The sequence below is a fragment of the Sphingobacterium sp. BN32 genome (genome assembly GCF_030503615.1).
GTDB lineage: Bacteria > Bacteroidota > Bacteroidia > Sphingobacteriales > Sphingobacteriaceae > Sphingobacterium.
The window spans coordinates 1,676,844-1,703,189 of sequence record NZ_CP129963.1 but is presented as its reverse complement, the minus strand read 5'-3'; the positions used below and the strand labels follow the sequence as shown (position 1 = coordinate 1,703,189).

Genomic DNA, 26,346 nt, shown 5'->3' with positions numbered 1-26,346 from the left:
TTCTATAAGTCAATTTTTTTTATCTGACCAAATGGCAATTCGCGAACTACATCCATGATATAATCCAATTTATCACCAAGGCCAATTTTATCAAGGGATTTATCAGGTCGATCTACTCGAAAGTATGCTAATAGGGTAAATGCATCATCACGCAATTGAACATAATCCGGAATCTTCGCAACACCCTTTACTTTGATAACATACATGTAAACAAAATTATAATTTTTTATTAATACACAGTTATATTAACGCCACAATTTACCTTTTATTGGTTCGCACGCAAGAATTCCAACGTATTCACTCCATCGGCATAATCATCTAGCGCCGGAGATTGGCTAGACCCTAACGGAAATACCGGAGAATCTACCTTCAAATCAATCGCCGATGTAACGCACTGAATATCCGATGCATGGCTATTGATGTACTCTTCAACTTGCGCGAGCGAGCTATAACGCTCATAGTGAACAACAGCGAGGGGAGAAGCCATGCTTTCATCCTCTTTCAACAACAAGAACCCATTATCGAAATGTTGATTCTTATTAATCAGGTAGATTGATTTATTAAAATCGTAATTATTATTGTACTTGAAATGATCTTTGATCCAGTTGAATGATTCCACAGCCTCAAAGAACTTCGCCACATCATAATTTTCCGGAATAAAAACTTTGGAAACCGACCGGCAGCCCAAGCCAAAGAAATCAAAGATATCGTGGCCAAGGGATTTTAACTGCTCTTCCGTTTCCTCGCCGGATAATACTGCTATAGAGTTTCTGTTCTTACGGATAATGTGTGGTTTTTTACCAAAATAGTGCTCAAAATAACGAGCGGAATTGTTGCTTCCGGTTGCAATTACTAAATCAAAATCTTTAAGAATGTCGACGATAGCAAAACGATCAGCGAATGCCGGCTCAGTCTCGACCAACTTATCCAAAACAAACTTGGTTAAACCAGCGTCATCTGAAGAAGCCTTAATCTGTGCTTTAAAGCCCGTAATCAGAACACATAGAATATCGTGAAAGCCTACAAGCGGGAGGTTTCCAGCAAGCACCAAGCCGACTACCTTATCGGTTTCCTGATCCGGAAAATCAGCTAACCAAGCATTTAAATTTGCTTCCGTCAGCTGTGCGCCCAAGGCCTTAAATTGTTGTGCTACATACCGCGAGGTGTACCAAGGATTTAAGCGCTCAACGCGATCTAAAACTGCTTGAATTTCCGCATCATCTGATGCTAAAAAGGAACCTAAATGACTGAATGCTTGAATGCGTTGTTCTCGTACCAAAACTTACTATTTAGAATTATTCTCTATTAATTTTGTCTTATATTTGCCACATAAAAGTCAATTACTATTAAATTGATATACTTTATTTTTATCGAGTATATATTTAATGTTAACTTTGACAAGTGCAAAATTAGTTTATTATTTTATTGTAAGGACATAAATGGCAATTAAAATTACTGACGAATGTATAAATTGTGGGGCTTGCGAACCCGAATGCCCAAACAACGCAATTTATGATGCTGGAGTAACGTGGAAGTTTTCGGATGGTACTGCTTTGGATGGTGTTATTGATTTCGGCGACGGCGTTACATTAGACGCAAATGAATCGCAAGAAGCAATCTCTAACGAGGTCTACTATATCGTATCTGATAAATGTACAGAGTGTGTCGGATTCCATGATGAACCGCAATGTGCTGCAGTGTGTCCGGTAGATTGTTGTGTGGATGACGAAGATGTTCGCGAAACTAACGACGAATTACTAGCTAAGAAAGCTTGGTTACACGCTGAATAAGCATCTAAATAAAAAAAACAAAAAGCCTGTCGAACGACAGGCTTTTTGTTTTTTAGTAGTTAGTAGTTAGTACTCAGTAGTTAGACCTTGGGCGGGAGTAGTTTTAGACATTAGAAATTAGATATACGATATTAGACGGCGCCGATTAGGCGCTTCATTTTTGTGCTAAATTAGGGGGGACTAGTAGGGTCTGGCGTCATAGGTCTAACTACTAAGTACTAACTACTAAATACTATTCTATAAGGCTTGGTAGGATCTGGCCTAACTATTAAATAGCCATTGCTGAACACTGGTTCTGCTTAAAGCCCTTTCAAACCCAATGTAAACCCAATGTATAACCCAATCAAAGCCGCTTCGAAAGGGCTATGATAGGGGAGTGAAATGGTAGTGATTTGCTAAGGAGTTGATGATGAACTATACGGCAGTCTTATTGTTTCCTTAGTTTTGAACCAAGAAAGGAAGGAATTAAAGATAACCAGGATCCTGTAAATCCTTATATCCTTTCTTTCCTGGTTCAAGACAATTTTTCCTTTCCGCATGATCCTGTAAATCCTTATATCCTTTCTTTCCTGGTTCAAGACAATTTTTCCTTTCCGCATGATCCTGCCAATCCCTACATCCTTCCTTTCCTGGTTCAAGACAAAACACTTACCAACCGCTCAAAACCGACTTTCCCATCCTGTTTAGACAAAGGCTTAAAACAAACTAGACCTCAACTACTTACCAAACCTATTCTCTCAGGCAGGGCTGTCCATTTCCCTAAATTATTTGCTTTACAGTGCTATTTTTTTATTTTTGTCAGGCGGAAAATTGAAAATAACGAATAACATAACCCCTAAATTAACTACATGTCTAAAAAAACAACGGGATATATTCTATTAATAACCATTGCGATAGCCTCTATTATCACCTTACTATACGAATTTAACATTGTTGCTGTTCCGGCTACGGTTATGGTTGTGGTACGTTGGGTTACTGCTGCCGTATTGGTTATGAATGCCTTGGTTCGTCGAAATCTTACCACATGGATTTTGACTTGTATGATCCTTGGTATCTTTATCGGTCTTGATTTACCGAATGCTGCACGTGCATTACAACCTTTAAGTCAAGGCTTTATCAAGCTCGTGAAAACTATTGTTGGGCCAATTCTCTTCTCGACTTTGGTATTTGGTATTGCTGGACACTCCGATTTGAAGCAGGTAGGGCGTATGGCTTGGAAATCCATGCTATACTTTTTCTTAGCGACAACTTGTGCGATCTTCATCGGTTTGGCGGCAATCAACCTAACACAGGCGGGTGTCGGTATTGATATTGAACACATGCCACATGAAGAGCTTCCAACAACTTCGGCCGTTTCGGAAGCCGATAAGGTGGCTTTAGAGCATATCGACGAAAGTGCACATTGGTTATTTAAGTTCACGACATTCTTTAGAGACACATTCCCTGAGAATATCGTGAAGTCTATTTATGAGAATAAAGTATTACAGATTGTAGTTTTTGCGGTAATCTTTGGTATCGGCTTAGCGATGGTCGAAGAGAAAAAGCGAAAGCCGCTCGTCGATTTCACGGAGAGTTTATCGGAAGCCATGTTCAAATTCACCAATTTGGTGATGCTTTTCGCGCCAATTGGTGTGGGTGCAGCGATGGCTTATACGGTTGGACACCTAGGGGTCGATATCCTTAAAAACCTATTCATGCTTTTGGCAACCCTTTACCTAGCCTTAATCATGTTCTTACTGGTGGTTTTGCTACCGGTGGCATTGTATTTAAAAGTACCTGTAAAACAATTTGTTAATGCGATAAAAGAACCTGTTTCTATTGCCTTTGCGACGACTAGCTCGGATGCTGCGCTTCCGAAAGCGATGAGCGCAATGGAGAAATTTGGGGTTCCGCGTCGAATTGTTTCTTTCGTTATCCCGACGGGATATAGCTTTAACCTCGATGGAACTTCGCTTTACTTGTCCTTAGCATCGATTTTCGTTGCGCAAGCAGCCGGTATTGATTTGTCTTTTGGACAGCAATTGGCGATTGCCTTTACCTTAATGATTACTTCTAAAGGTGTTGCCGCTGTTCCTAGAGCATCTTTAATCGTACTGATTGCTACGGCGGATCAGTTTGGATTGCCGGTATTCGTGATCGCAGCGATCTTAGGTATTGATGAGTTGATGGATATGGCTAGAACATCGGTGAACGTTATTGGTAACTGTTTAGCGACGGTTGTGGTAGCGAAATGGGAAGGTGAATTTGACGAAGCAGCGCCTTTCCGTGTGGATTCTGACGAAGACGGAATCAAGGAAATCGCAGAGGTTATCGAAGAAGGACCTGAAAACGAAACAAGATCTTAAATAGAGAGGGAATGTTCAAGCGAGCATCCCCTTCGTTTTGAATATATGAATTATTAATTGCCAAATTAAGAAATATAACCCTTCACGTATTGTTTGGTTATTTCGTTTTGTGGATTGAGTAAAACATCCTCTGTTTTTCCGAACTCGATGATTTCACCGTTATATAAGAAAAGGATATAGTCAGACACTCTACGGGCCTGGCGTAGGATATGGGTTACTAAGACAATGGTATAATCTTCTTTAAGTTGAATCAGTAAATTTTCAATTGTTTGTGTTGAAATGGGATCTAAGGCGGAGGTAGACTCGTCGCCTAAGATGATTTCAGGCTCCACAGCAAGTCCGCGTGCCAAGCATAGCCGTTGTTGCTGTCCGATAGATAAACGTGTCGCAGAAGCATCCAAACGATCTTTTACCTCATCCCATAAACCTACGTTAACCAATTGCTGTTCAACAATCGCTTTTAAAGTCTTTTTATCTCGAATACCGTGGATTTTTGGTCCGTAAGCTATGTTATCAAATATGGACATCGGTAATGGAAATGGCTTTTGGGAAAGCAATCCCATTTTTTTACGGATGTGAGTCACTTCTGCACCAGGCGCATAGATATCCTCATTATTAACCAAAACAGAGCCTGTTACTTCCACGTCTTTCTGATCGTCTAGCAGTCGGTTCAAAGTTTTCAATAGCGTCGTTTTTCCGCAGCCAGACGGACCTATAATCGAGGTAATCGAATTATTTGGGATATCAAGACTGATATTCTTCAGAATCTGTTTTCCCTCTACCGTAACGTTCAAATCCTTGATCTGAATCTTTGGAAGGACGATACGGCTTAGATCTTGTGCTTTTTCTGCTTCGACGCTAGGATATGTGAGCATAAAACGATGATTAAGATAATGATAGTTAATACTAATGCGGAGGCATACGCGCGGCCTTGCACTTCCGGGATAGGGCTGCTCAGCTGGAAGAATATCGCTAGCGGCAGTGTCGCGGTCGGCTCGTCGATATATTTTGGTAAATTATCGCTGAAACCCGTGGTTAACAGAACACCGGCAACATCGCCAATAGCACGTCCAAATGCCAATAGCACCGCTGTAAAAAGCCCTGGTTTTATATATTTAATCATGACACGGGCTGTTTCCAAACGAGTTGCCCCAAGAGAGGCCGTAACATGTTTTAAATCTTGAGGTATTGTCGAGATAAGCTCATCTAAGGTCCTCACAACGATAGGAATAGTAAGCAAAGTAATGGTGATAATACCCCCGAGCAAGGACGCTCTAATCCCTAAGAATACCATAATACTGAAGGCTATCGCTCCATAGACAATGGAAGGGATGCCGAACAACACGTCAAACAATAGTTTAGCGCTACGCGCGAGGGAAGAACCTTTCTTAACATAGATATTCAGGTAGAGCGCAATAGGTATTCCGATCAGTGTCGCGAGCAAAGTTGAGGCACTAGCCAGGTAAAGTGATCCCAAGATTGCATTTAGAATTCCACCTTCCTTTCCAATATAAAATCCACCTTGCGGCACCTTGCTAATCATGTCCCAGGATAAATAGGGCAAACCTTTGTAGAGTATAGTGCCTACGATGAAAAATAAAGAGCCGGTGATGATGATACCGGAAAGCTGCATAAACACTTTGGCAAGCTTCTCTTGAAACAGTCTAGATTTTACATTCCTCATGTTAATATTTTGCCTCCAGTTTATTTAATATCAATCTCGAAATCAGATTAAAGCCAAAGATGATGACAAATAGCAATAGTGCTGCAAACATCAAAGCCGAGTCATATAGCGGAATGGACATCATTTCGCCGAAATTATTTGCTATCAGAGCGGGAATGGGATATCCGGCGTCGAAGATTGATTTAGGAATTTGCGGGATATTTCCGCAGACCATCAATACGGCGACCGTTTCGCCAAATGCGCGGGAGATGGCCAAGACCACTGCTGCAAAAATTCCAGGTTTTGCTTTTTTTAGTACGACATGTTTGATCGTTTCCCAGCGCGTCGCACCAAGACTTAAAGAAACGGCACGTAGCTCATACGGAATCGTGTTCAAAACCTCCACCATGATGCTGACCATGATTGGAAAGATCATCACCGCCAGAACAATACCGCCCGCAAAAACCGAATAGCCCGTCGTGCTAACACCAAATATGGGCGCTATATAATTGCCCAATAAAGGAACTACAAATAATACGCCCCAAACACCATAGAGTACCGGTGGAATAGCCGCCAGCACATTGACCAAAGGCAATACCATATTTCGCAAGCGATCTGATGCATATTCTACTAGATAGACCGAGGCGAGTATACATAGCGGAACAGCGATTAGTAAGGATAATAGTGTCACCCAAATCGTGCCTAGTATAAAAGAAAGAAAACCGAATTCACCTTTTAGTGGTGCCCAAACACTCTCGGTCACAACCCCCCATAACGAGAATTCTGTTAAAAGTGGAGTTGCCTTCCATACTAAGCCAACGACGATAAGTACGATGACTAAGCTGGTGATCCCCAATAATCCTGCGGATAGCCGCTGCGCTATCCTATCTTTTACTAATCTGTTTATCACCAATGCTTAATTTTTGTAATTGTTGTGCTATTATGTCTTTTTCCAGCGGCACATAACCATTTTCTAACAGGTAAGCCTGCTGTTTTTCCTGCAGTACGAACTCGATAAATGCTTTCAGAAGCCTTGTTTGCTGATCATTACGAACGACGAACATGAGCTCGCGTGCGGGGGGCGACGGATATTTTTGCTGAGCAACAGCGCTCGTCAGTTCGTCGATATTATCGTAGAAGTTCTCATCCTGATCGATTTTGCCATTTTTGTTCAGGTCAATAGGCAAGGCGGCAATCTGTGCGCTGGTTTTCTTCGATTTTAAGTCGTATACATAATTGATGTTATTGAACCCAATGGCTAGCTTATTGTCTTTAATAGCTTGGGCAAGTCCAGGGTCGCCAAAGATTCCTATTCCTTTTAAATCTTCTTGATTGGCTTTAAAGAATTTCGCCCATGTTTCCGCCGCTCCTGCAGCATCCGAACGCACATATACTTGCAGAGGTTCAGCAACAAAACGCGGGTCGATATCCGACCATAACTTATAATGTCCTCCCAAAAAGATGTGTTTCAATTCTTCCTGAGTAAGTCCGCGCTCTTTAATAAGCTGATAATTCGGATGCTCAGTATTGATCGTTCCAATAACAGCATCGTTTGCAACGAGGACAGGATAAGCACCTTTCTCTAATTCCTGCGCATGTAGATCGCGAGAAACTAAACCGATATCAACCATATTCGTTAAGACATCTGCTATGCCTTTACCTGCACCGCCAGCGGAAATATTAAAGCGAACGTCCGGATTTTCCTTCTTGAAATCTTCGCTCCATAGTACCGCTAAAGGGTAGAGTGCAAAGGCTCCGGATATAGAAATATTACCAACATATCCACGCTCCGAATCATAGCCCTCAGAAACCTTCGGCGCGCAACTGCTCAACAGAAGTGCTGATAAAATGCTGATGGACAATGATTTGTGAAGCTTCATAGACTTGCTTAAAAGTGTGTTTCGTAATTATTTCTACAAATATATACTAAATCACTAGATATTATATATTATTTTTACAGAAAATTTATACATTTGTCCATCGAACCTTAACAATACTATAATATAAGGTTGATGTTGTTGAATTATTAATAATACTAACTAGGTTAAACATGCAGAGTTTTCGTACGGAATTAGAGAATCCAGTCGTTGAGCAAGAGATAATCGAGCTGGAGAGAAAGATCAGGAGTTTTCGGAAAGGGGAGATCCCAGATGAGAAATTCCGCTCCTTAAGATTAGCGAGGGGAGTGTATGGACAACGTCAGCCGGGGGTCCAGATGGTGCGGATTAAGCTACCCTTTGGCAAGGTTACATTCAAGCAATTGTTGAAGATTACTGATATCTCTGATGAGTATGCGAGCAAGAATCTGCATTTAACGACCCGCCAGGATATACAGATACACTTTGTTAGTTTGGACAAAACTCCAGAATTATGGGCAAAGCTAGCGAAAGATGATATTACGCTACGTGAGGCGTGCGGAAACACAGTCCGTAATGTGACTGCTTCAGCAACTGCTGGCATTGATCCTGAAGAACTGTTTGATGTGTCACCGTATGCACAAAAAACGTTCGAATATTTCTTAAGAAACCCCGTTTGTGCGGAAATGGGACGTAAAATCAAGATGTCGTTTTCATCGTCTGATAAGGATTCAGCATTTTCTTATATACATGATTTCGGCTTTATTCCGAAAGTGAAGGTTGTAGATGGCGAGGAGCAACGCGGATTTAAAGTGATGCTCGGTGGGGGCTTAGGAGCTCAACCGATTCTTGCCTATGAAATCTTCGATTTCTTGGCCGAGGATGATTTCATCCCTTATATAGAAGCGACGTTGCGTGTATTCGACCGACATGGAGAACGCAATAACCGTAATAAGGCTCGTTTTAAATACCTGATACAAAAGCTAGGTTTAGAAAGGGTATTAGCACTTATAGAAGAAGAAAAGACGGCGATCAAAAACAAAAAGGTAAAGGTTGATCGAAATCTGATTCAGCAACCTGCAGCCCCGACCGGAGAAGTGGTCGAAGAACAGGCGTTCGATCAGATTGGTTTTGAAATTTGGAAACAGACCAATGTTTTCGAGCAGAAGCAAAAGGGATATTATGGCGTTTATGCGAATATTCAAACGGGCGATATTCCAACTGAAAAGGCACGTGTATTAGTTGCTGGACTGCGTGGGCATATTGCGGATGATATCCGTATTACTCAGGATCAGAACCTACTTTTCAAATATGTTCGTGAAGAATCTTTGCCGCATATTTATAATTTATTGGCAAGCTTAGGCTTTGCTAAACCAGGGCATAACAGCACGGCCGATATAACAACCTGTCCAGGCACCGATACGTGTAACCTCGGGATTTCCAACTCAACGGAGATGGCTCGAGTTTTAGAAAACTATATACATGAGTTTCATACCGACTTTGTTTTTGAACAGCAATTAAAGATCAAGATCTCAGGCTGTATGAATTCTTGCGGCCAACATGGCCTTGCTCATATTGGCTTTCATGGAAGTTCGGTAAAGGCTGGCGGCGCCGTTATTCCTGCTGCACAAGTGATGTTAGCTGGAGGTACAATTGGCGATGGTAAAGGTCGTGTTGCAGAGCGTGTTATCAAAGTTCCAACGAAGCGTGTATTGCAAGTTGTGGATATCTTGCTCACGGACTTTAAGACAAACAAATCAGCAGAGCAAAATTTCCATGATTATTATGATCAGCAAACGAAAGACTATTTCTATCGATTGCTGAAGCCGCTTGCCGACTTAACAACCTTGACCCCTGATGAACACATCGATTGGGGACATGAAGAGACCTTTGCGACAGCAATTGGCGTTGGAGAATGTGCCGGAGTTGTCATTGACTTGGTTGCTACCTTGTTATTGGAAGCTGAAGAGAAATTGGATCTCTCCAGACTCGCTTTAGAGAACGGGCAATATGCAGATGCGATCTACCATGCTTACAGTTCATTTGTATGGACGGCAAAAGCTTTATTGTTAGACAAAGGTGTTAATGCATCAACACAATCAGCAGTTATTCAGGAGTTTGATACGCACTATGTGAACGAAGGATTATTTAGTTTCCCAACAAGTTTCAGCGAGCGTGTTTTACAAATTAATAAGTATGAGCCCTCTAAGGAATTTGCGGAAACATATCTGTTGCAGGCCACCGCTTTCGGATTAGAAGGAGCGGAACGTAGGGAAGAATTAAAGGCGGTTAGTCAATAAAAATGGAAGGAAGAATGAAAGAAATTAAACCGAAAGTAACTTTAGTAGGTGCAGGCCCCGGAGATCCAGACCTTATCACTTTAAAAGGAATACGTGCAATCGCCTCTGCCGATGTTATTTTATATGACGCATTGGTCAACGAAAGCTTGCTGGAATATGCCGGCGAGGATTGCACAAAAATATATGTCGGAAAGCGCGCCGAGCGCTTATCGACTTCGCAGGACCATATTAATCAGTTGTTAGTTGATTATGCACTGACTCATGGCCATGTCGTTCGGCTAAAAGGAGGTGATCCTTTTGTCTTCGGGCGTGGCGGTGAAGAACTGGACTTTGTTCGCCAATACGATATCGAAACTGCAGTGGTGCCAGGTATTTCGTCGTCGGTTGGATTAACCGGCCTTCAGCAAATCCCATTGACTTATCGTGGAATATCGGAGTCCTTTTGGGTAATTACAGGTTCTACAAGCGATGGCCGTCTATCTAGCGATTTGTATTCTGCCGTACAGACTAACGCGACGGTTGTTGTATTAATGGGTTTTTCGAAGCTACGCGAGATCGTAGCGCTGTATCAGTCTGAAGGTAAAGGGGATTTGCCAATCGCATTGATTCAGAACGGGTCTCTACCTAATGAACGGGTTGTATTAGGTCGAATCGACAGTATTATCCAAGATGCGGAACGCAGTTTGGTTGGTGTTCCGGCGATTATCGTGTTGGGCGAAGTGGTTGCCAAACATCAGGAGTTTGAGGTAGTGAAACAAGAGTTAGCAGGCATTCAAAACGCATAATCCGATGAATACTTTATTTCCCATATACGTTAAGTTGGATCAAATCAATACGTTGCTGATTGGAGGCGGAGCTGTTGGTTTGGAAAAGCTGCAAGCCCTGCTTAGCAATTCTCCGAACGCGAAAGTAAAGATTGTTGCACGTGATGTGATTGATGAGATTGCTGTTCTTGTGAATTCAAATGAGTTCTTGTCCTTAGAAATACGCGATTTTGAAGAGCAAGATTTAGTAGGCATTGATTTACTGATTATGGCAACGAACAATCCTGTTTTTAATGAGGAGGTCAAACAGCTCGCTAAGACAAGAAATTTATTGGTAAACGTGGCTGACAAGCCTGATTTATGTGACTTCTATCTGGGTTCAGTCGTACAGAAAGGAAACCTGAAGATTGGCATTTCGACCAACGGCAAGTCACCGACAATAGCGAAGCGTTTAAAAGAGTTTCTAAATGATCTTTTACCGGAAGAAATAGATGAGACATTGAATCTCATGGCTTCTTATAGACATAGCCTTAAGGGCGATTTTCAACGAAAGGTCACTGTATTAAACGCGCATACGGAAGCATTGTTAAGAAGAGCAGGATCATGATAGAACAATTAAAGAACGAATTAAGGGGATTGGATGCTCAGGAAATTCTGACCTATATCAATGCGCATTTCGGAGAAGAGGCTATCTTCTCGACATCGTTTGGGATAGAGGATCAGGTTATTACGCACTTATTATCAGAGATAAATGCTAAAACACGTGTTTTTACCCTCGACACAGGTCGTTTATTTCCCGAAACCTATTATGTCTGGAATAGAACGTTGGATATCTACAAGCTTCCCATAAAGGCTTACTATCCGAAGACCGATGCTGTAGAAGATTTGATCAGCACGAAAGGGCCTTCTAGCTTTTATGAATCGACGGAGAATCGTAAAGAATGTTGCTTTATACGGAAGATTGAGCCGCTTAAGCGAGCGATTAAGGGCTATAAGATTTGGATTACCGGTATTCGCGCAGAACAGTCGGAAAACCGGGATCTCATGGAATTTATCGAATGGGATGAGGGTAATCAAATCATCAAGATTCATCCATTGTTCAACTGGACCTTAGCTATGGTCGAGACCTTTTTAAAGGTCAATTTCGTTCCTTATAACCCTTTGCATGATAAAGGCTTCCCAAGCATTGGTTGTCAGCCTTGCACCAGGGCGATTGCAGCAGGAGAAGACTTCCGAGCGGGACGTTGGTGGTGGGAAGATAAAAGCAAGAAAGAGTGTGGATTACATGTTACAAGTAAATAATAGATTAACATATGGATTACCTAGATCATTTGGAGGCGGAAGCCATTTATATATTGCGTGAGGTTGCTGGACAGTTTGAAAAACCGGCATTGTTATTCTCAGGTGGGAAAGACTCAATAACGCTGGTTCACCTAGCTAAGAAAGCATTTAGACCGGGGAAATTTCCTTTTCCACTAGTACATATTGATACCGGCCATAATTTTCCGGAAACCATCGAGTTTAGAGATTGGTTGGTGGAACAAATCGGAGAAAAACTAATCGTAGGACATGTTCAGGATAGTATTGATGCTGGAAAGGTTGTTGAGCAACGTGGTAAGAACGCGAGCCGTAATGCATTGCAGACCGTGACATTATTAGATACAATTGAACAATATGGTTTTGATGCTTGTATTGGAGGAGCGCGTCGCGACGAAGAAAAAGCAAGAGCAAAGGAGCGTATTTTTTCGGTGCGGGATGAGTTCGGACAATGGGATCCAAAAAGGCAGCGCCCTGAGCTTTGGAACATTTTTAACGGCAAGATTCAACGCGGTGAGAATGTCCGGGTATTCCCAATTTCCAATTGGACTGAACTAGACGTTTGGAATTACATCAAACGCGAGCAGATTGCCTTGCCATCAATTTACTTTAGCCATGAGCGTGACGTCGTTCTCCGGAATGGACAATGGATGGCCGCAGACCCTGTTCTGCAGATTGATGACCAAGATATCGTCGAGCATAAGTCAGTGAGATTTAGAACGGTAGGAGATATGACTTGTACTGCTGCAGTAGATTCTATCGCAGTGGAACTAGACGATATTATTGCGGAGATTAAGGCTTCAACGGTCAGCGAGCGCGGTGCTCGTATGGATGATAAGGTATCGGAAGCAGCAATGGAGGAACGCAAGAAACAAGGCTATTTTTAATCAATTAAACGGGAAACAACAGATGAACATAATAAAATTTATTACCGCAGGCTCTGTAGACGACGGAAAAAGCACGCTAATCGGCCGGCTATTATATGATACCAATTCAATTTTAGACGATCAGTTGGAGGCAATACAGAAAGCAAATCGCAAAAACGACGACGGAACGGTCGATTTGGCAATCCTAACAGATGGCCTAAAAGCAGAACGCGAACAAGGTATCACGATCGATGTCGCCTATAAATACTTCCAAACAGAGAAGCGTAAGTTCATTATCGCCGATGCTCCTGGACATATACAGTATACACGAAATATGGTTACCGGCGCTAGTAATTCGGATCTCATCATCATTCTTATTGACGCTAGAAAAGGAGTAATCGAGCAAACAAAAAGACATTCCTTCTTAGCGAAGCTACTGGGCTTAAAGAAAGTTCTCGTTTGTGTGAATAAGATGGACATGATGGATTATGAGCTCGCAGTCTATGAAAATATCAAGAATGATTATTTGCAACTCGCAGCGAAATTGAAATTAGACGATGTTGACTTTATCCCGGTATCCGCGTTGAAAGGTGATAATATCGTAAATCGTTCGACTAGAATGAACTGGTATACAGGACCTTCATTACTTGAATATCTAGAAGAAGTTAATATAGAGACTCAAGAAAGTAAAGGTTGGAGATTCCCAGTACAGTGGGTAGTTCGTCCACAAAGTGCTGATTTACATGACTATAGGGGGTATGCCGGCAGAGTCTTAGGAGAGGGGCTGAAAACAGGAGAGGAGGTGATTATTCTGCCCAGTGGGAGTCGCTCTAGAGTCGCTGCAATCGAATTTAACGAGGAAAAGCTTGATGAAGCGCAAAATGGTGCTTCAGTAATCATTCATCTAACCGATGACGTTGATATTTCCCGTGGTGATATGATTGTCAGTGCGTCTAATCCATCTTTAACAGAGAGAAACGTGGAAGCAAATATCTCATGGTTTGAAAACAAAGAGCTGGATACCAATCAGGTTTATTTGTTGCAAACCCACGCAAAAGTGACTAAAATTAAAATTCCGGAGATTTTATTTAAATACGACGTGCATACGCAAGATCAGATTTATAATGAGTCAATTCGTTTGAACGATATCGGACGAGTGCAGATAAGATCTGCCGAGGATATTGTATTTGATAGACAAGAAGATTTTCCGGAGAATGCTCGAGCGATTATAATCGATCCAAGAACTAATATCACTGTTGCTGCAGCAATAATACAATCTGCATAAATATAGCAGGGGGCTTTACAGAAAGGTTCCTTGCATAGCATTATTTAACATAATATAAATTATGATACAATAATAAATAAAAAATCCAAACAGGCTATTTAGCGATATGCAGGTTTATATTGTCGTTTTACACTATAAACTTACGTGTTCTTAAGCAGATTAAATTAGAATACATTTTAACAAATTATGAAATCTAGGCAGCACAATTTTAACGTACTGCCCAGATGTTCTTAATAATCAATTCCCACGAATAGCTTTGATTATTCCTTCAAGGTTTTCATTGAATTCTAACAGCTGTGCAAACATCATATCATCTTTCGCTAAGCCGTTATGTTTGTTATTCTTTCTGAATATTGTCTTAATTTCCTCCCAACGTGCTTTCTCTTGATCAGACATTAATCCTGCGAGTTCCTTTAGCTTCAGCATATTACTTTCGGTATCAGCTGTCAAAGTTTGAGACTCATTCTCATAATGCAATAAAATCAGCTGTTGGATTTCTTTTTCGTTCATCATCGGTACAACTTGCGCAACAAGCTTGTTCATATTTCGATATGAACCTTGAAGTTTAAATGCAGGCTCTGTACGATAATTATCCTGTATAGCAGCACTCTGTATGTAATTCTCATTAACCTTTACGACGATGTTTCTAATCTTAAGAATGTGCTTTAATACTGCAATACAGTCGTCGATTTCTTGCTTTTGATAATTCCCTTCAAGCGTTGGCAGTTGATCGGTTCCGGTTGTTACATAGTCAATCAGCGCATAGAAGTCATTGAATGATTTGCTCGCAATCTTCTCCAGATGTACATTTTCTATAGCCGCATTCTCGATCAAGCTCAGGTTGAAAAGATGTTCAGTATCTCCTATCACATCCCCTAGATTATAGACATCAGCTCGATTGGTTAACATGTCCGGGATCTTAAATTTAGAACCGCTTTCCGTATATGGATTTCCCGCCATAATTACACAGAAACGCTTTCCTCTAAGATCATATGTTTTACTTTCGCCATCAAATATACCGTCTATTTTCCGCTGACCATCTGCCAAAGAAATAAACTTTTGCAAGAATTCAGCATTCAAATGCTGTATATCATCTAGATAAAGCATCACATTATCTGACATTTCAAATGCCAGGTTGATCTTTTTCAATTCTTCGCGTTCTCCAGAAGTTTTAGCTTCCGATGGATCTATTGATGTAATCGAATGACCAATAGTTGGACCGTTGATTTTGACAAAGTGGAATCCAATGGTTTTTGCCAAGTATTCCATCAAGGTTGTCTTCCCATATCCTGGAGGAGAAATCAACAACAACATCCCCATTCGTGCCGTCCTCTTGTTATCTCCGGCCTCCCCTATCTGTTTTGCTAAATTATTGCCAATCAACGGAAAATAAACTTCATTGATCAACTTATTTCTAACAAAAGAAGTCAATACTTTAGGTTCTAATTCATTGATTTTTAACTCTTTTGCGTAGTTTTTGTTAAGTTCTTCTTTTAGTCTACTAAAGGCCTGGAAACGAGGAATTTTATTCTCCGTAAAATCTGATAACTTCGCAATAAAAGAATGATATTGTATATCGATGTGCCCCGCAGAAATACTGGGGTGGTTACCTTTTAAGTCGTCAACTACGAGTCGATCATTTGCGAAAATCAACTCATACTCATCCTTCGGAAAAAGTAATGCTGCAGCTGTTTCTTCGATATGTCTGCCATAATCTTCTGCTTTATCCTCTTGCTCTATGAAGCCATATAACCAATTCGTTATCAATAAATAACGATCTTCATTTTTAAAACGTTCCTGATTGATATCCTGTTCATACTCTTTCAAAACTTTCTTATGCTCAAGTAATCTTAAGAACTCCTGACGAAAATGATCGGCAGTTTCACTCAGCGTAAATCGCTTATACTTCGCAAAGGTTTGGAAGATATAGTCGGCAATATTTTTTGCTGATATTCCTTCAAGATGCAATGACAAAGGCCATTGAAGAAAGGTTTTGCTTATTTGCTTCGTGACTTCCTCGCTCCTTTTGGAATTCGGGAATGTACGCATGACAGCAGCCGTTGCCTGAATTAAAGCTGCTAACTTATCCCGCGTGTCGTCATCCAATTCATGCCAAAACAACTGCGCAATCGCCCTCGTCTGGGAATCAAATCGCAACAAATCAAGCTTGTTGTCAATCGCTGCAAGCGCATTATAAATCGCTAATGCATCAACGTTGTGAACTCCCTTAATATAATTTTCGCTGTAATTCTGCTCTACGCGCTGATTAATAAAGTGTTCTGCATGGAAATTCGACTGTCCACGAGAGGCTAGTAAGGTTTGATACGCCAAATATTCGGCGCGATAAACCTCATTATTTTCAGATACCAGTTCTTGTTCCCAAATGTCCTGATATGCTAATATCTCCGAATTCTTAACTTTCTGAAAGAAACTAGTACCCGTCAGATGATAGTATAACTCATTATTTCGGCGAATAAGTGTAAGACTCAGCGGTTGCTTATTCACCGTAAACTTATGCTTACCTAGAGCAATAATATTGTCGCCATCAACATAAAGTTCCGATTTATCTCGCAGGATTCTTAGCGCGTCCTCTTGCGATTTCTTCAAGAGATTCTCCAGATTCTCTGCTTTGGAAACGTCTGAAAGATCCTTCAACTCAGCAACGAGCTGCCGAATCTTGTCGATCATTAAATCAGAAGCATAAAAGCTTTGTATATCCTCTCGCGAGTTAAATGTCTTGGACTTATTCTCGATATTCTTTAAAACCCGAAGTCCGATCTGTTCTAACGAGGAACTGCGTTTGTTAACCTGCTCAACTAGCTGTTCTCGACGAGAATTGAAAGCCTTGATTACCTCGTCACGCTTATCAGCGATCTTCAGCACAAACTCATCGAACTCAGAAAACTTACTTTCTAGCTCTTCGAGTTGTACGATTATTTTCGTATAATACTCATCAACTTTAAGCTCAGTTGTCGAGAGTTCTAAATAATTAGCAACAGACTGTTCCAGAAGAGTCAACTGCGCAGAGAACTCTGCAACCGCCTCTGTGCTTTTCAGTGAGGATATTTTACGAGTCAATTGTGCTCTGATCTCATTCAACGAAGCAAATATCAACGATATTTTCTCAACGATCTTCGTCGTCTGAGTCGCATCACTAATTTTTAAGCTATTCAATATATCAATCAAAAGCTCAAGCTCTGAAGATATCTCTACAATTTTCTCTTCGATCGGTTTGGCATCGAAAACCTTCTCGATCGCTTCAACATGATTTTTTTGGTCGACAACCTTCTCTTCATATACTTTAAGGGCATCATCTTGAAGTAAATAATTTACTGTTTTCTCAGACAGATCCTTATTGATCTCCTCAATTTTTAGAAGCAAATTATCGACTTGTTCAATATCGATGTATCGAACATTCTTAATGTCAATTAGCTCACCTTGTAGTCTTCGCGTGTCCGATAATTGATGAACTAGTTGGTCCAGATGTTCTACAACTGTACTGTTTATGCTAAATTCAAGTTCCGTGAGATGCTTTCGGCTCGCTTCTAACAACTCGACAGCATGCTTTCGCTGCGCCTGAACTTTTACGAACTCATCTATCGCTGTATTGGCGATCTGTTCAATCTGGGACAGTGGCGCGCCTAATGCTTTTAACGAGGTATCATTGATCCAGAAGTAGCTGTCCTGTAAGGCTCTAGATTTTTGGAGAATATCCTCATATAGCCCTTCGTAGCTATCCTCCTTCCCTATCAATTGTATAATTTCCTGTGCTTCAGCCATCGCCTGCACAATCTGCTTATTCCCGACCTTAAACAGCGGGTCATCCTTTCGTTCCTCATTTTCCTTCAAAACAGCCATATAAGGCGTATCCCAAATCTGGACTTGGTGATGGCGCGTCGCCTCTGCCTCCGTTCTGAAATATATGAGATTACCATTCTTAAATATCGTAAAGCCATTACAAATGATAGGCGTTTCAACCGTCTGCTGAATGATGTTATAAGACATCAGGATATAGGTATTCGAAGCTGCATGCGTATAGACATAAAGGTAGTCTTCGCCATTTGGTGACTGCAATTTCTTCAGAAACGTTACATTGGAAAGCGCATTGTCAAATATCTTCGAAGTTCCATTCTGGAGGTAATATCCGTTTGAGAAAATAACACCCTGATTGTCTGGAAGAAGGACCGCCGATTCATTCAAGGACTTCAGATTAACAACTTCCTTCGTTCGTTGATTGAAGATATATGCCCTAAACTCCTCCTGATACGGTTTTATCCGTATGGCAATTAAGTTCCCCAAATCGGCGTAGTAATATTCAGCATCATCCAGTTGCTGATCCGTATTGGCAACTTTTTCTGAATAGATACCTTGCCCAGAATCTGTGTTATTCTCAATCTTAAAAGTAATATCGCCATGTAGGGCCTCAATAAACACTTTGTCTAAGATTGAGATATGCGGAAATTTCCCTAAGCGTCTATCCTCAAGTCCTGTTTTAGTCCATTCAAATTCAAATTGGGCAGGCGTTTTTACCTCATGAATGCTCCTGTCGTTTTCATAATGTAGCTTCCCATCTTTGATCAACCATTTAAAGGCTTTCAAATCGTCCGGATTCTTACTTGTTTGAAAGATCATATACAAGTAAGTCTCCGTTCTACGGAATTTCGAAAAGATAGAATCGCGGTAATATTTATAAAGATTCTGATAATCCGTAATGAAGTTCGGGTCTTTAATCAAATCCAAAGACTGGGGAATGAATTGCCCCTCTTCGTATAAGAAAATACTAAATACGTCTTCTAATTTGATCTCCGTACGGAGCCCGATATGCACATTATACCCAAATATGCAGACATTATCCAACGCAATAATTCCGCGAGCGACACAGCTATTCTCCGTTGTAATACGCTGATTCGCTTTCAGTACGAAGTTTGTAGAATTAAATACCTCCTTGCGGGCGGTATTTAATTCTTGCAAACGCTTCGTTAAGTCATCTTTTTGCGCCTGTAATCGCTTCTGAATGATATCGTATGCTGCAGCGTCTAAAGACTCTTTATTTTCTGTCATCCTTATTCGTTTTCCTTCTTAAACAAATACTATCCTAATTTCTTGTTCGACAATCCTAAGTTTTTAGCCATACCGATTAATGAATTGATAAATCCTGTATCCTCTTCATCATCGGAAGCCGTTGCGGCCTGCTGTAGTTTAATCAATGCCGCAGAAACCGTTAAATTTTTGATATCGTTTGAAGAAATACCGTATTTGTCAGCCAGGCTTCTCACCTTTGCCGCTAAATCGCCATTCCCATCACCTCCTAATAAGGCATCCTTGATAGCCGTTGCATGCGTAGAATTATTGATTAAATGGTCAAATCCTTTACTGTTAGACACCTGACGGACAATATTCTCAAAGAACATCGTCTCGCCGCCCACGATATCAATCTTCGCAGATTTCAATGCCTCAGACAACACAGCAGATTGAGCCGTAGCAATATCCTTTTGTATATTGATATGCGCCAAATCGATATCGCGCTCTTTCTGCAACTGCAATTTGAACTCCTCATGCTCTTTTCCAACGCCATCTAATTGCTTCATGGCTGCCGCTTTTTCTTCGATACCCTTAGCCTCTGCTAATGCTTTCTCACGAACAACCTCTGCTTCTGCGAGACCTTCTTTACGCATAGCTTCAGCTTTTTTCTCAATGACTGCCGCTTCCTTGCTACCTTGAATCTCTTGCGCTTCTGCCTTCGCAACCATTACTTCCGCTTCCGATAGACCAATGGCCGCTTCTTCTTTCGCCTGAGCCTCCGCAATAATCTTGCGAGCCTCCGCCTCTTTCGCCGATGCTTCTTTCTTCGCCTCGGCTTCAATCAACAACTCCTGCGCTTTCTTTTCAGCAATCTTGCGAGCCGCTTCCGCATCGATAACTTTCTTCTCCGCCTCTTGTTCTGCAGCAATCTTTGCCGCTTCCGCCGCTTTCACCGTAGCAATTAATCGCTCTTCTGCTTCTTGAGACGCAGCAATTACGCCAGCCTGCTTCTTACGCTCAACCTCACGGAATACTTCAATATCACGAACAGCCTGTTGCTCTTCAATAACTCCTTTTTCTAATTGAACGCGCTCTTTGATTACGCCCTGAATACTTTTTTGCTCCGATTCGATAGAACGTTGTTTATCTATCTGTGCTAAAGCGACAATTCGCTCGCGCTCCGTTGCTTCTAATGCTCTATCTTTTTCTACACGTTCGGTTTCTACAGCGTCCGTGCGAAGTTTGCTCTTCTCAGCGATAATAATCTGACGAAGCTTATTTTCCTCCTGAATTGCTAATGATTCTTCCGTTGAGATACGAACAGTTTCAGATTTTAAGCGTTCTTCCTCACGGACTTTTACAATCTCAGCCTCTTCGCGCGCTTTAATATTATCGACTTCACGGCGCTGTCTTTCCTCCTTCTCCGCCAATTGTCGCTCCAGCTCCAATATGGCCTCCCGAGCTTCCACGTTCTGCTTTTTAATTACCTTCTCTTCTTCACGACGAATGAGGTTAGCATTCATATTTTGCTTCGCCGTCAGTTCCGTGATCTTTTTGATACCCTCCGAATCCAAGATATTCTCGGTGCTAAGGAACTTAAGTTCCGTCTGCTCTAGGTAGTCGATCGCACAGTCATCTAAAATATAACCGTTCAAATCTGTTCCGATGATGTTTAGGATTTCATCGCGGAATTCACGACGCGCTTCATACAACTCGGTGAAATCGAATTTCTTACCTACAGTCTTCAAGGCTTCAGAAAACTTTGCCTCGAAAATACTCTTTAAGGTTTCAGGATCAGAAGCGCGGTCACAACCTAAATTCTGAGCCACGTTGATTACGTCATCAACAGACTTATTTACGCGTACGAAGAATGCGACTTTAATGTCTGCACGGATATTGTCCTTACAGATCAAACCATCGCCCTGCATACGATTAATTTCAATTTTCTTAACCGAGATATCCATAATCTCCATTTTATGGAAAACTGGAATTACATACATCCCCTTGTTAAACGCTACTTTTGTCCCACCAACGCCTGAACGTACAATTGCTTTGCCCTGCGGAATTTTCTTGTAGAACATGCTTAGAACTACAAAGAACGCAAAGATGATAAATACGATAGCACCTACAGCGATAAGCACGACGCCGGTGATACCTTCCAGAAATAACAGTGTGTTGCTCATATAATAAAGTATTGATTTGGTTAAATATTGTTTAAATTGATATCTTTCTGCACAAAATAAAACTTCCTATTCGGATCTTGGTTCGTCACGATTACATCGTCACCATAACTTAATACAGAACCGTCTTCGCTCTTGACATTCAGACGGATAACATCCAGTTTGATGACTACTTCAATTGCACCTATTTGATCGCCTTGAATTGTTGATCGCATCTTGCCCAATCGACCGATAAACTCATGAGACTCTTCACCGGCATAGCCAACATTCTTATAAAGTTTAACGAATGGGATAGCAACATAATGAAGAAGGAAGAAACTCAGAATAAATACGGGTATCAAAATCAGTACAGACTTCCACCCGAAAGCTGCTAAGTTCAAAACGAGCGATGAAGCAATCGTTACGACCCAACTAATAAATTTGAAGAGTGTGACGAGGACCATCATAGGCGCTTTACCTACATATATAAAATCCATAGCTTTCGAAAAAAATGAGGGTTCAACATGTTGTTCAGTCTCCATATCAGCCTGCGTATCCGCATCCATATCGACATCTTGTACGTCGGCGCCTTCAAATTGAATGTCGGCGTCCGTTCCCATCTCAAAGCCATCCCCAAGCAGCATAGCGAATAACCAGTAAACAAGAGACATCCCTGTCAACAAAGTCATGATTGCATTGGGTAGCGGATTAAATAATATGTTCCAGATCTCTGTCATAATGAACGATTAATGCTCTCTTTTAAATGTGTAATGAAAACTCCAGGAACTTCCACTGACGGATAAATCTTGCATGGAAACAAGTTCCCAACCTTGCTGTCCCAACTCGTTTAGAATCTTATCGATTTCTGTCGAGTCTAGCTTGGAACCCCAGAACCCTTTTGGTTCAATCTTAAGTGTTTTGTATTCGAATCTTTTCATATTCTTATAATCCTAATTTCTTTTTAAGCCTCTCTAGATCTTTTTTAACAGAATCTCCCGATTCCAACGCATAATCAATGTCTTGATCCATCTTTTGCTTAGCAAGCTCATTGATCGCCTCTGCATAAGCCTCATCTTCTTTATCAGTGGAACGAAGCTTTTTCAACATGTCAACGGTACTGTTATTATCGATATTGGCCATCTGACGGTTAGCAAATTCAGTGGCGCTATTAATTTGCTTCTTAGCAATAAGCGAATCTAATTCTTTTTTCCATTTTCCAATATTAAATTTAAGTACATCGATTTTATCCTCAATTTCCTCGACCTTCTTGTTATGCATTAAAGCCTGTTCTTTGAACTCCTCGGATTCATCCAAAAGCTGCTTTTGCAAACGAAGTGCTTCAATGGCCAAACTTTCCGCCTTTTCTCTACTCAGTTCTCTGTTCTGAGCCATTAAAAGTACTTTTTCGGCTTTCTCCTCATAGATTAAGGCTTCTGCTTTTCTATCATCAATCGCATGTTCTAAGCGGATAACGACGGCTCGCGCCGAAAGATATAGCTCTTCGGTTTCTAGAAGCTGCCCCTTCATGTCGTTGATAACTTCTTGTGTCAGCGCAATAGGATCTTCCATCTTTTCAACCAAAGAATGTATTTCTGACTGCCCTATTTTTAGTAATCTCTTAAATATGTTCATCTTCACTACTGTTTTGAAAACTCAATCAATTGTGCATAATACTCACTCATTAATAACGATAGCGAATTAATCGCTGCATCAAACTCATTCTGGTCAAGGTTGTGCGCCTGCAAAGTATACCTAAAGATCACTCGTCTTCCGTCTTCCGTCAATGCGAAAGCGCCATGAATGATATCCCTATTCTTCTTGAGTAAGGCTTTGAAGACATCAAGGTTATCCCGCTTCAACGAAAACAAATACTGCTCGAAAATGATGATTGGTGCAGTTACTCCAATAATCAAATTCTTGATGCCCTCCCCTTCACTTTCCACGACGAAAAATCCCTCCTCTCTATTCTTTGATGTTACGGTAAACCCTAGGTCTAATAAGTATTTTTCAACTTTGTTAAATGGCATTGGCTAATATTTTTATATATTTGCTAATAATGTTTGCATAAAGATAAATAATGCAAAATAATTTTGCAATAAAAATTTAATATTTTTGATAATGACCCAAATCGGAACGAATATTAAAAAATTACGTAGTGTTAAAGGTTTAAGCCAGCAGGCCTTCGGAGAGCTATTTAATCTTACTAGAGGTAATATTTCTTCCTACGAAGAATTTCGTGCAGAACCTAAAATTTCGGTCATCCTGCAAATTGCAAAATATTTTAGCATACCTGTGGCCCATCTCCTTGAAAAAAAACTTACGGTAAATGAAATTCTAAATTTTGAAGACCATTTTACGGAAGATTCTGCGCAGCTTGCTATAAAAAACATGGATCCAATCCATTTTTTAAACCGTGAAATCATACAACAAGCTGATGACAATACGATCAGCATCGACGAGTTGCCCACATTCTACTTCCCTATCACAACCAAAAATCAAGTTATTGCCATTGAACACAACGGCCTGATTCATCATCCTTCAGTATTTCCATTCGAAGAAAACAGCATCTTATTTTTCGAAAAACTCCAATTGGATATTCTACACACCCTGGACAAACACTACGGTTTTTATTTAAAAGACAGTGACTACTTCTTCGGTACCTATAACGCTAAGAGCAAACAGATAGATTTAGTTCTTAACGATTGGAAAAAACAAAGTTTCTCTGTAGAAAATATGGGCTGCTTTTGGAAACTTCATGGTAGGTTTGAGAAGGTAGGGTGATTTAGATTAGATTTTAGACATCAGACATTAGTTATTAGAATTTGCCATGCAAGTTTTTTGTTTTGAACCAGGAAAGGAAGGATAAAAAGATTAGCAGGATCCTGTCAATCCTTAAATCCTTTTTTTCCTGGTTCAGAAATAGCATTTAGTACTTAGTAGTTAGTATTAAGACCTATGATGCCACAATACCTGATCCTGTCAATCCTTAAATCCTTCCTTTTCTGGTTCAAGACAAATATCCTGACCCGAAACGAGACAAATATCCTTGTTCGAAACTAAATAATAACTTCCACAACTTTCCTTCTGCTTAAACCCCTTATAAAGCCCTTTCAAACCCATTGTATAACCCAATCAAAGCCGCTTCCAAAGGGCTATGATAGGGGTAAGTAAGGGTTATGAAAAAGTAATCAATAAACTATCACTTATTGAGGTCTTAAATAAGCTCTCCATCAAGCTGTTAGTTGACGAAACTTTAGCTATTAGTCATCGCGCAACAAACTTAACAATAAAAATGGCGCCAATCGGCGCCATACTCTATTATCTCACATCTCAGGTCTAACATCTGCTCTACACATACTTCAACCGTTCCTCTTCCAAATCAATCTGATAAATCTGCTGTCTTATAATGTCTTCATCATATTCGGCTTCTTTATTTAATGTGGACAAATATGAACGTTGTTCGGCAAAGATATCTAAGAGAATCTCCCGGCTTGTATCATCCATCCAAGAACTATCTTGCACCTTCGATTGATCCTCCCAATGTTTTAAAATCCTTTCCATTCCGGCGTGGCCAAGATATTGCTGTTCATATTTTTCCTTTACAAAAGAATACACATGCTGCTTAAGACCAGTTTTCATCTTTAAGCGTGTATTCCTTTCTTGGTCTTCATCATTTTCTAACCCTACAAAAAGCTTAGTCTTTTCAATTAGGTAAGGCAATGTTAGACCTTGAATTACAAGCGTTAAAAGAATAGCGACAAAGGTAATAAAGAGAATCAAATTTCGATAGGGAAACGCAGCGCCGTTTGGAAGGGTCAGCGGAATAGCAAGGGCTGCCGCAAGCGACACCACGCCCCTCATACCAGTCCAACCCATTAATAACGGTGTTGTCCAGCGTCTTTTTGAGAATTGTTGTTGATGGGCAACTTGCGGACGAAAAATAATAGTTGCGAACATCGCAGCATAGGCCGACAATATTCTAGCAATAATCAATACCAGCGTCACTAGTATACCATATCCAATAGCTGTGGATAGCGGCAATCCATTAGATCGCATCCCGGCCACGATTTCTGGAAGCTCAAGCCCGATAAGCAAAAATACCATACCGTTCAATAGAAATACAAAGCTCTCCCAGACACTGTATCCCTTGATCCGACTGCTACTCGATAAATAGCTAAGGCGTTTCGAAGAAAGAAATAGCCCACCGGCAACGACAGCTAGAACACCGGAGCAATGTACCTGCTCAGCAATCCAATACATAAAATAAGGTTCTATCAAGGTAAGCGCGATATCAGATGGAGCATCAGTTGATAAGCGCTTATGTATCCACATGAAAATCAATGCTATTAACAACCCAATTCCCACTCCTCCGAATAGCATCCAAAGAAAATCCAGAGCCGCATCTTGCCAGATGAATTGACCGGTGCCAACCGCTACTAATGCAAATCGAAAAATAATAAGCGATGAGGCATCGTTAAGTAAACTCTCGCCCTCAAGTACGGCCTGCGTGGATTTGGGAATCTTCACAAATTTGGTAATAGCACCTGTGCTCACAGCGTCTGGAGGGGATACAATGCCTCCGAGAACAAAACCTAAAGCAATGCTAAAACCTGGGATTACCTGATTGGTAACAATAGCAACAAGGAGCGCCGTGAAAAATACGACCAAAAAAGCAAAGCTCCCGATAATACGCCACCATTTCTTCATTTCTTTAAATGACACTCCCCAAGCTGCTTCAAACAGCAAAGGAGGCAGAAAAATAAAAAATATCAAGTCTGGGTCAATCTTGATTATTGGCAAACCAGGAATGAAACTGATTGCTAAACCAGCAATGACCAATAGAATCGGATATGCGATCTTCATTTTGTTGGCCCAAATCGTTAAAAATACGGTCAACAATATTAGCATCAAAACAAAAGGTAGCAACGTATGCATCATATAAGCAGTGTGATAGTTTTTCAAAAATGAGGGACACTAAA

Annotated in this window: 23 protein-coding genes; 10 read left to right on the top strand and 13 right to left on the bottom strand. The window is 40.8% G+C overall.

What is annotated here, in order from left to right:
- Positions 1-2: 2 nt before the first annotated feature.
- Both QYC40_RS07060 and QYC40_RS07055 read right to left on the bottom strand, forming a co-directional pair.
- Positions 3-206 (bottom strand): fructose-6-phosphate aldolase, encoded by a 204-nt coding sequence (locus QYC40_RS07060; protein WP_149525955.1) that lies wholly within the window; start codon positions 204-206, stop codon positions 3-5.
- Positions 207-265: 59 nt separating this feature from the next.
- Positions 266-1,279 (bottom strand): acyl-CoA reductase, encoded by a 1,014-nt coding sequence (locus tag QYC40_RS07055; protein WP_301993223.1) that lies wholly within the window; start codon positions 1,277-1,279, stop codon positions 266-268.
- Positions 1,280-1,439: 160 nt separating this feature from the next.
- Here QYC40_RS07055 and QYC40_RS07050 point away from each other — a divergent pair, with 160 nt between their 5' ends.
- Entirely contained in the window at positions 1,440-1,790 is a 351-nt protein-coding gene (locus tag QYC40_RS07050) for a 4Fe-4S dicluster domain-containing protein (protein ID WP_301993222.1), read from the top strand.
- Between the two features lie 848 nt (positions 1,791-2,638).
- On the top strand, positions 2,639-4,135 hold the full coding sequence (locus QYC40_RS07045) for a dicarboxylate/amino acid:cation symporter (protein ID WP_301993221.1): 1,497 nt from the start codon (positions 2,639-2,641) through the stop codon (positions 4,133-4,135).
- A 65-nt stretch (positions 4,136-4,200) separates the two neighbouring features.
- Here the strand turns inward: QYC40_RS07045 and QYC40_RS07040 are convergent, their stop codons facing one another.
- Genes QYC40_RS07040 through QYC40_RS07025 form a run of 4 tightly spaced genes read right to left on the bottom strand, consistent with a single transcriptional unit; the run spans position 4,201 to position 7,678 of the window.
- Complete coding sequence (locus QYC40_RS07040; RefSeq protein ID WP_301993219.1) at positions 4,201-5,010, bottom strand: phosphate ABC transporter ATP-binding protein; 810 nt, start codon at positions 5,008-5,010, stop codon at positions 4,201-4,203.
- Positions 4,965-5,819, bottom strand: coding sequence for a PstA family ABC transporter permease (locus QYC40_RS07035; RefSeq protein WP_301993218.1), 855 nt, complete (start codon positions 5,817-5,819; stop codon positions 4,965-4,967). The genes QYC40_RS07040 and QYC40_RS07035 overlap by 46 nt, the downstream gene beginning before the upstream one ends.
- A gap of 1 nt (position 5,820) precedes the next feature.
- Complete coding sequence (pstC, locus tag QYC40_RS07030; protein WP_301993216.1) at positions 5,821-6,708, bottom strand: phosphate ABC transporter permease subunit PstC; 888 nt, start codon at positions 6,706-6,708, stop codon at positions 5,821-5,823.
- Entirely contained in the window at positions 6,683-7,678 is a 996-nt protein-coding gene (locus tag QYC40_RS07025) for a PstS family phosphate ABC transporter substrate-binding protein (RefSeq protein ID WP_301993215.1), read from the bottom strand. Before QYC40_RS07025 ends, pstC begins: the two co-directional genes overlap by 26 nt.
- 170 nt (positions 7,679-7,848) lie before the next feature.
- On the opposite strand from QYC40_RS07025, the gene QYC40_RS07020 reads away from it, so the two are divergent.
- Genes QYC40_RS07020 through QYC40_RS06995 form a run of 6 tightly spaced genes read left to right on the top strand, consistent with a single transcriptional unit; the run spans position 7,849 to position 14,186 of the window.
- Complete coding sequence (locus tag QYC40_RS07020) at positions 7,849-9,954, top strand: HEPN domain-containing protein (RefSeq protein WP_301993214.1); 2,106 nt, start codon at positions 7,849-7,851, stop codon at positions 9,952-9,954.
- Between the two features lie 14 nt (positions 9,955-9,968).
- Positions 9,969-10,739 (top strand): uroporphyrinogen-III C-methyltransferase, encoded by a 771-nt coding sequence (gene cobA / locus QYC40_RS07015; RefSeq protein ID WP_301993213.1) that lies wholly within the window; start codon positions 9,969-9,971, stop codon positions 10,737-10,739.
- A gap of 4 nt (positions 10,740-10,743) precedes the next feature.
- Positions 10,744-11,325, top strand: a complete 582-nt coding sequence (locus QYC40_RS07010; protein ID WP_301993212.1) for a bifunctional precorrin-2 dehydrogenase/sirohydrochlorin ferrochelatase — start codon at positions 10,744-10,746, stop codon at positions 11,323-11,325.
- On the top strand, positions 11,322-12,020 hold the full coding sequence (locus QYC40_RS07005; RefSeq protein WP_301993211.1) for a phosphoadenylyl-sulfate reductase: 699 nt from the start codon (positions 11,322-11,324) through the stop codon (positions 12,018-12,020). The genes QYC40_RS07010 and QYC40_RS07005 overlap by 4 nt, the downstream gene beginning before the upstream one ends.
- A gap of 11 nt (positions 12,021-12,031) precedes the next feature.
- Positions 12,032-12,922, top strand: a complete 891-nt coding sequence (gene cysD, locus QYC40_RS07000) for a sulfate adenylyltransferase subunit CysD (protein WP_301993210.1) — start codon at positions 12,032-12,034, stop codon at positions 12,920-12,922.
- A 22-nt stretch (positions 12,923-12,944) separates the two neighbouring features.
- Positions 12,945-14,186, top strand: coding sequence for a sulfate adenylyltransferase subunit 1 (locus tag QYC40_RS06995; protein ID WP_301993209.1), 1,242 nt, complete (start codon positions 12,945-12,947; stop codon positions 14,184-14,186).
- Between the two features lie 237 nt (positions 14,187-14,423).
- Here QYC40_RS06995 and QYC40_RS06990 read toward each other — a convergent pair whose 3' ends face one another.
- Genes QYC40_RS06990 through QYC40_RS06965 form a run of 6 tightly spaced genes read right to left on the bottom strand, consistent with a single transcriptional unit; the run spans position 14,424 to position 23,394 of the window.
- Positions 14,424-19,247, bottom strand: coding sequence for a DNA repair ATPase (locus QYC40_RS06990; RefSeq protein ID WP_301993208.1), 4,824 nt, complete (start codon positions 19,245-19,247; stop codon positions 14,424-14,426).
- A 29-nt stretch (positions 19,248-19,276) separates the two neighbouring features.
- Positions 19,277-21,391, bottom strand: coding sequence for a flotillin family protein (locus tag QYC40_RS06985; protein ID WP_301993207.1), 2,115 nt, complete (start codon positions 21,389-21,391; stop codon positions 19,277-19,279).
- Positions 21,392-21,411: 20 nt separating this feature from the next.
- Positions 21,412-22,104 (bottom strand): OB-fold-containig protein, encoded by a 693-nt coding sequence (locus QYC40_RS06980; RefSeq protein ID WP_301993205.1) that lies wholly within the window; start codon positions 22,102-22,104, stop codon positions 21,412-21,414.
- A 9-nt stretch (positions 22,105-22,113) separates the two neighbouring features.
- Positions 22,114-22,305 carry a DUF4177 domain-containing protein gene (locus tag QYC40_RS06975; RefSeq protein ID WP_301993204.1) on the bottom strand — a complete coding sequence of 64 codons (192 nt, stop codon included), beginning with the start codon at positions 22,303-22,305 and terminating at the stop codon, positions 22,114-22,116.
- 4 nt (positions 22,306-22,309) lie between these two features.
- Positions 22,310-22,999 carry a PspA/IM30 family protein gene (locus tag QYC40_RS06970; RefSeq protein ID WP_301993202.1) on the bottom strand — a complete coding sequence of 230 codons (690 nt, stop codon included), beginning with the start codon at positions 22,997-22,999 and terminating at the stop codon, positions 22,310-22,312.
- 5 nt (positions 23,000-23,004) lie between these two features.
- Entirely contained in the window at positions 23,005-23,394 is a 390-nt protein-coding gene (locus QYC40_RS06965; RefSeq protein ID WP_301993201.1) for a YbjN domain-containing protein, read from the bottom strand.
- 91 nt (positions 23,395-23,485) lie between these two features.
- On the opposite strand from QYC40_RS06965, the gene QYC40_RS06960 reads away from it, so the two are divergent.
- Complete coding sequence (locus QYC40_RS06960; protein ID WP_301993200.1) at positions 23,486-24,148, top strand: helix-turn-helix domain-containing protein; 663 nt, start codon at positions 23,486-23,488, stop codon at positions 24,146-24,148.
- Between the two features lie 373 nt (positions 24,149-24,521).
- Positions 24,522-24,707, top strand: coding sequence for a hypothetical protein (locus QYC40_RS06955; protein WP_301993198.1), 186 nt, complete (start codon positions 24,522-24,524; stop codon positions 24,705-24,707).
- Between the two features lie 8 nt (positions 24,708-24,715).
- On the opposite strand, the gene QYC40_RS06950 is transcribed toward QYC40_RS06955, so the two are convergent.
- Entirely contained in the window at positions 24,716-26,305 is a 1,590-nt protein-coding gene (locus tag QYC40_RS06950) for a Na+/H+ antiporter (RefSeq protein WP_367652321.1), read from the bottom strand.
- Positions 26,306-26,346 lie beyond the last annotated feature (41 nt).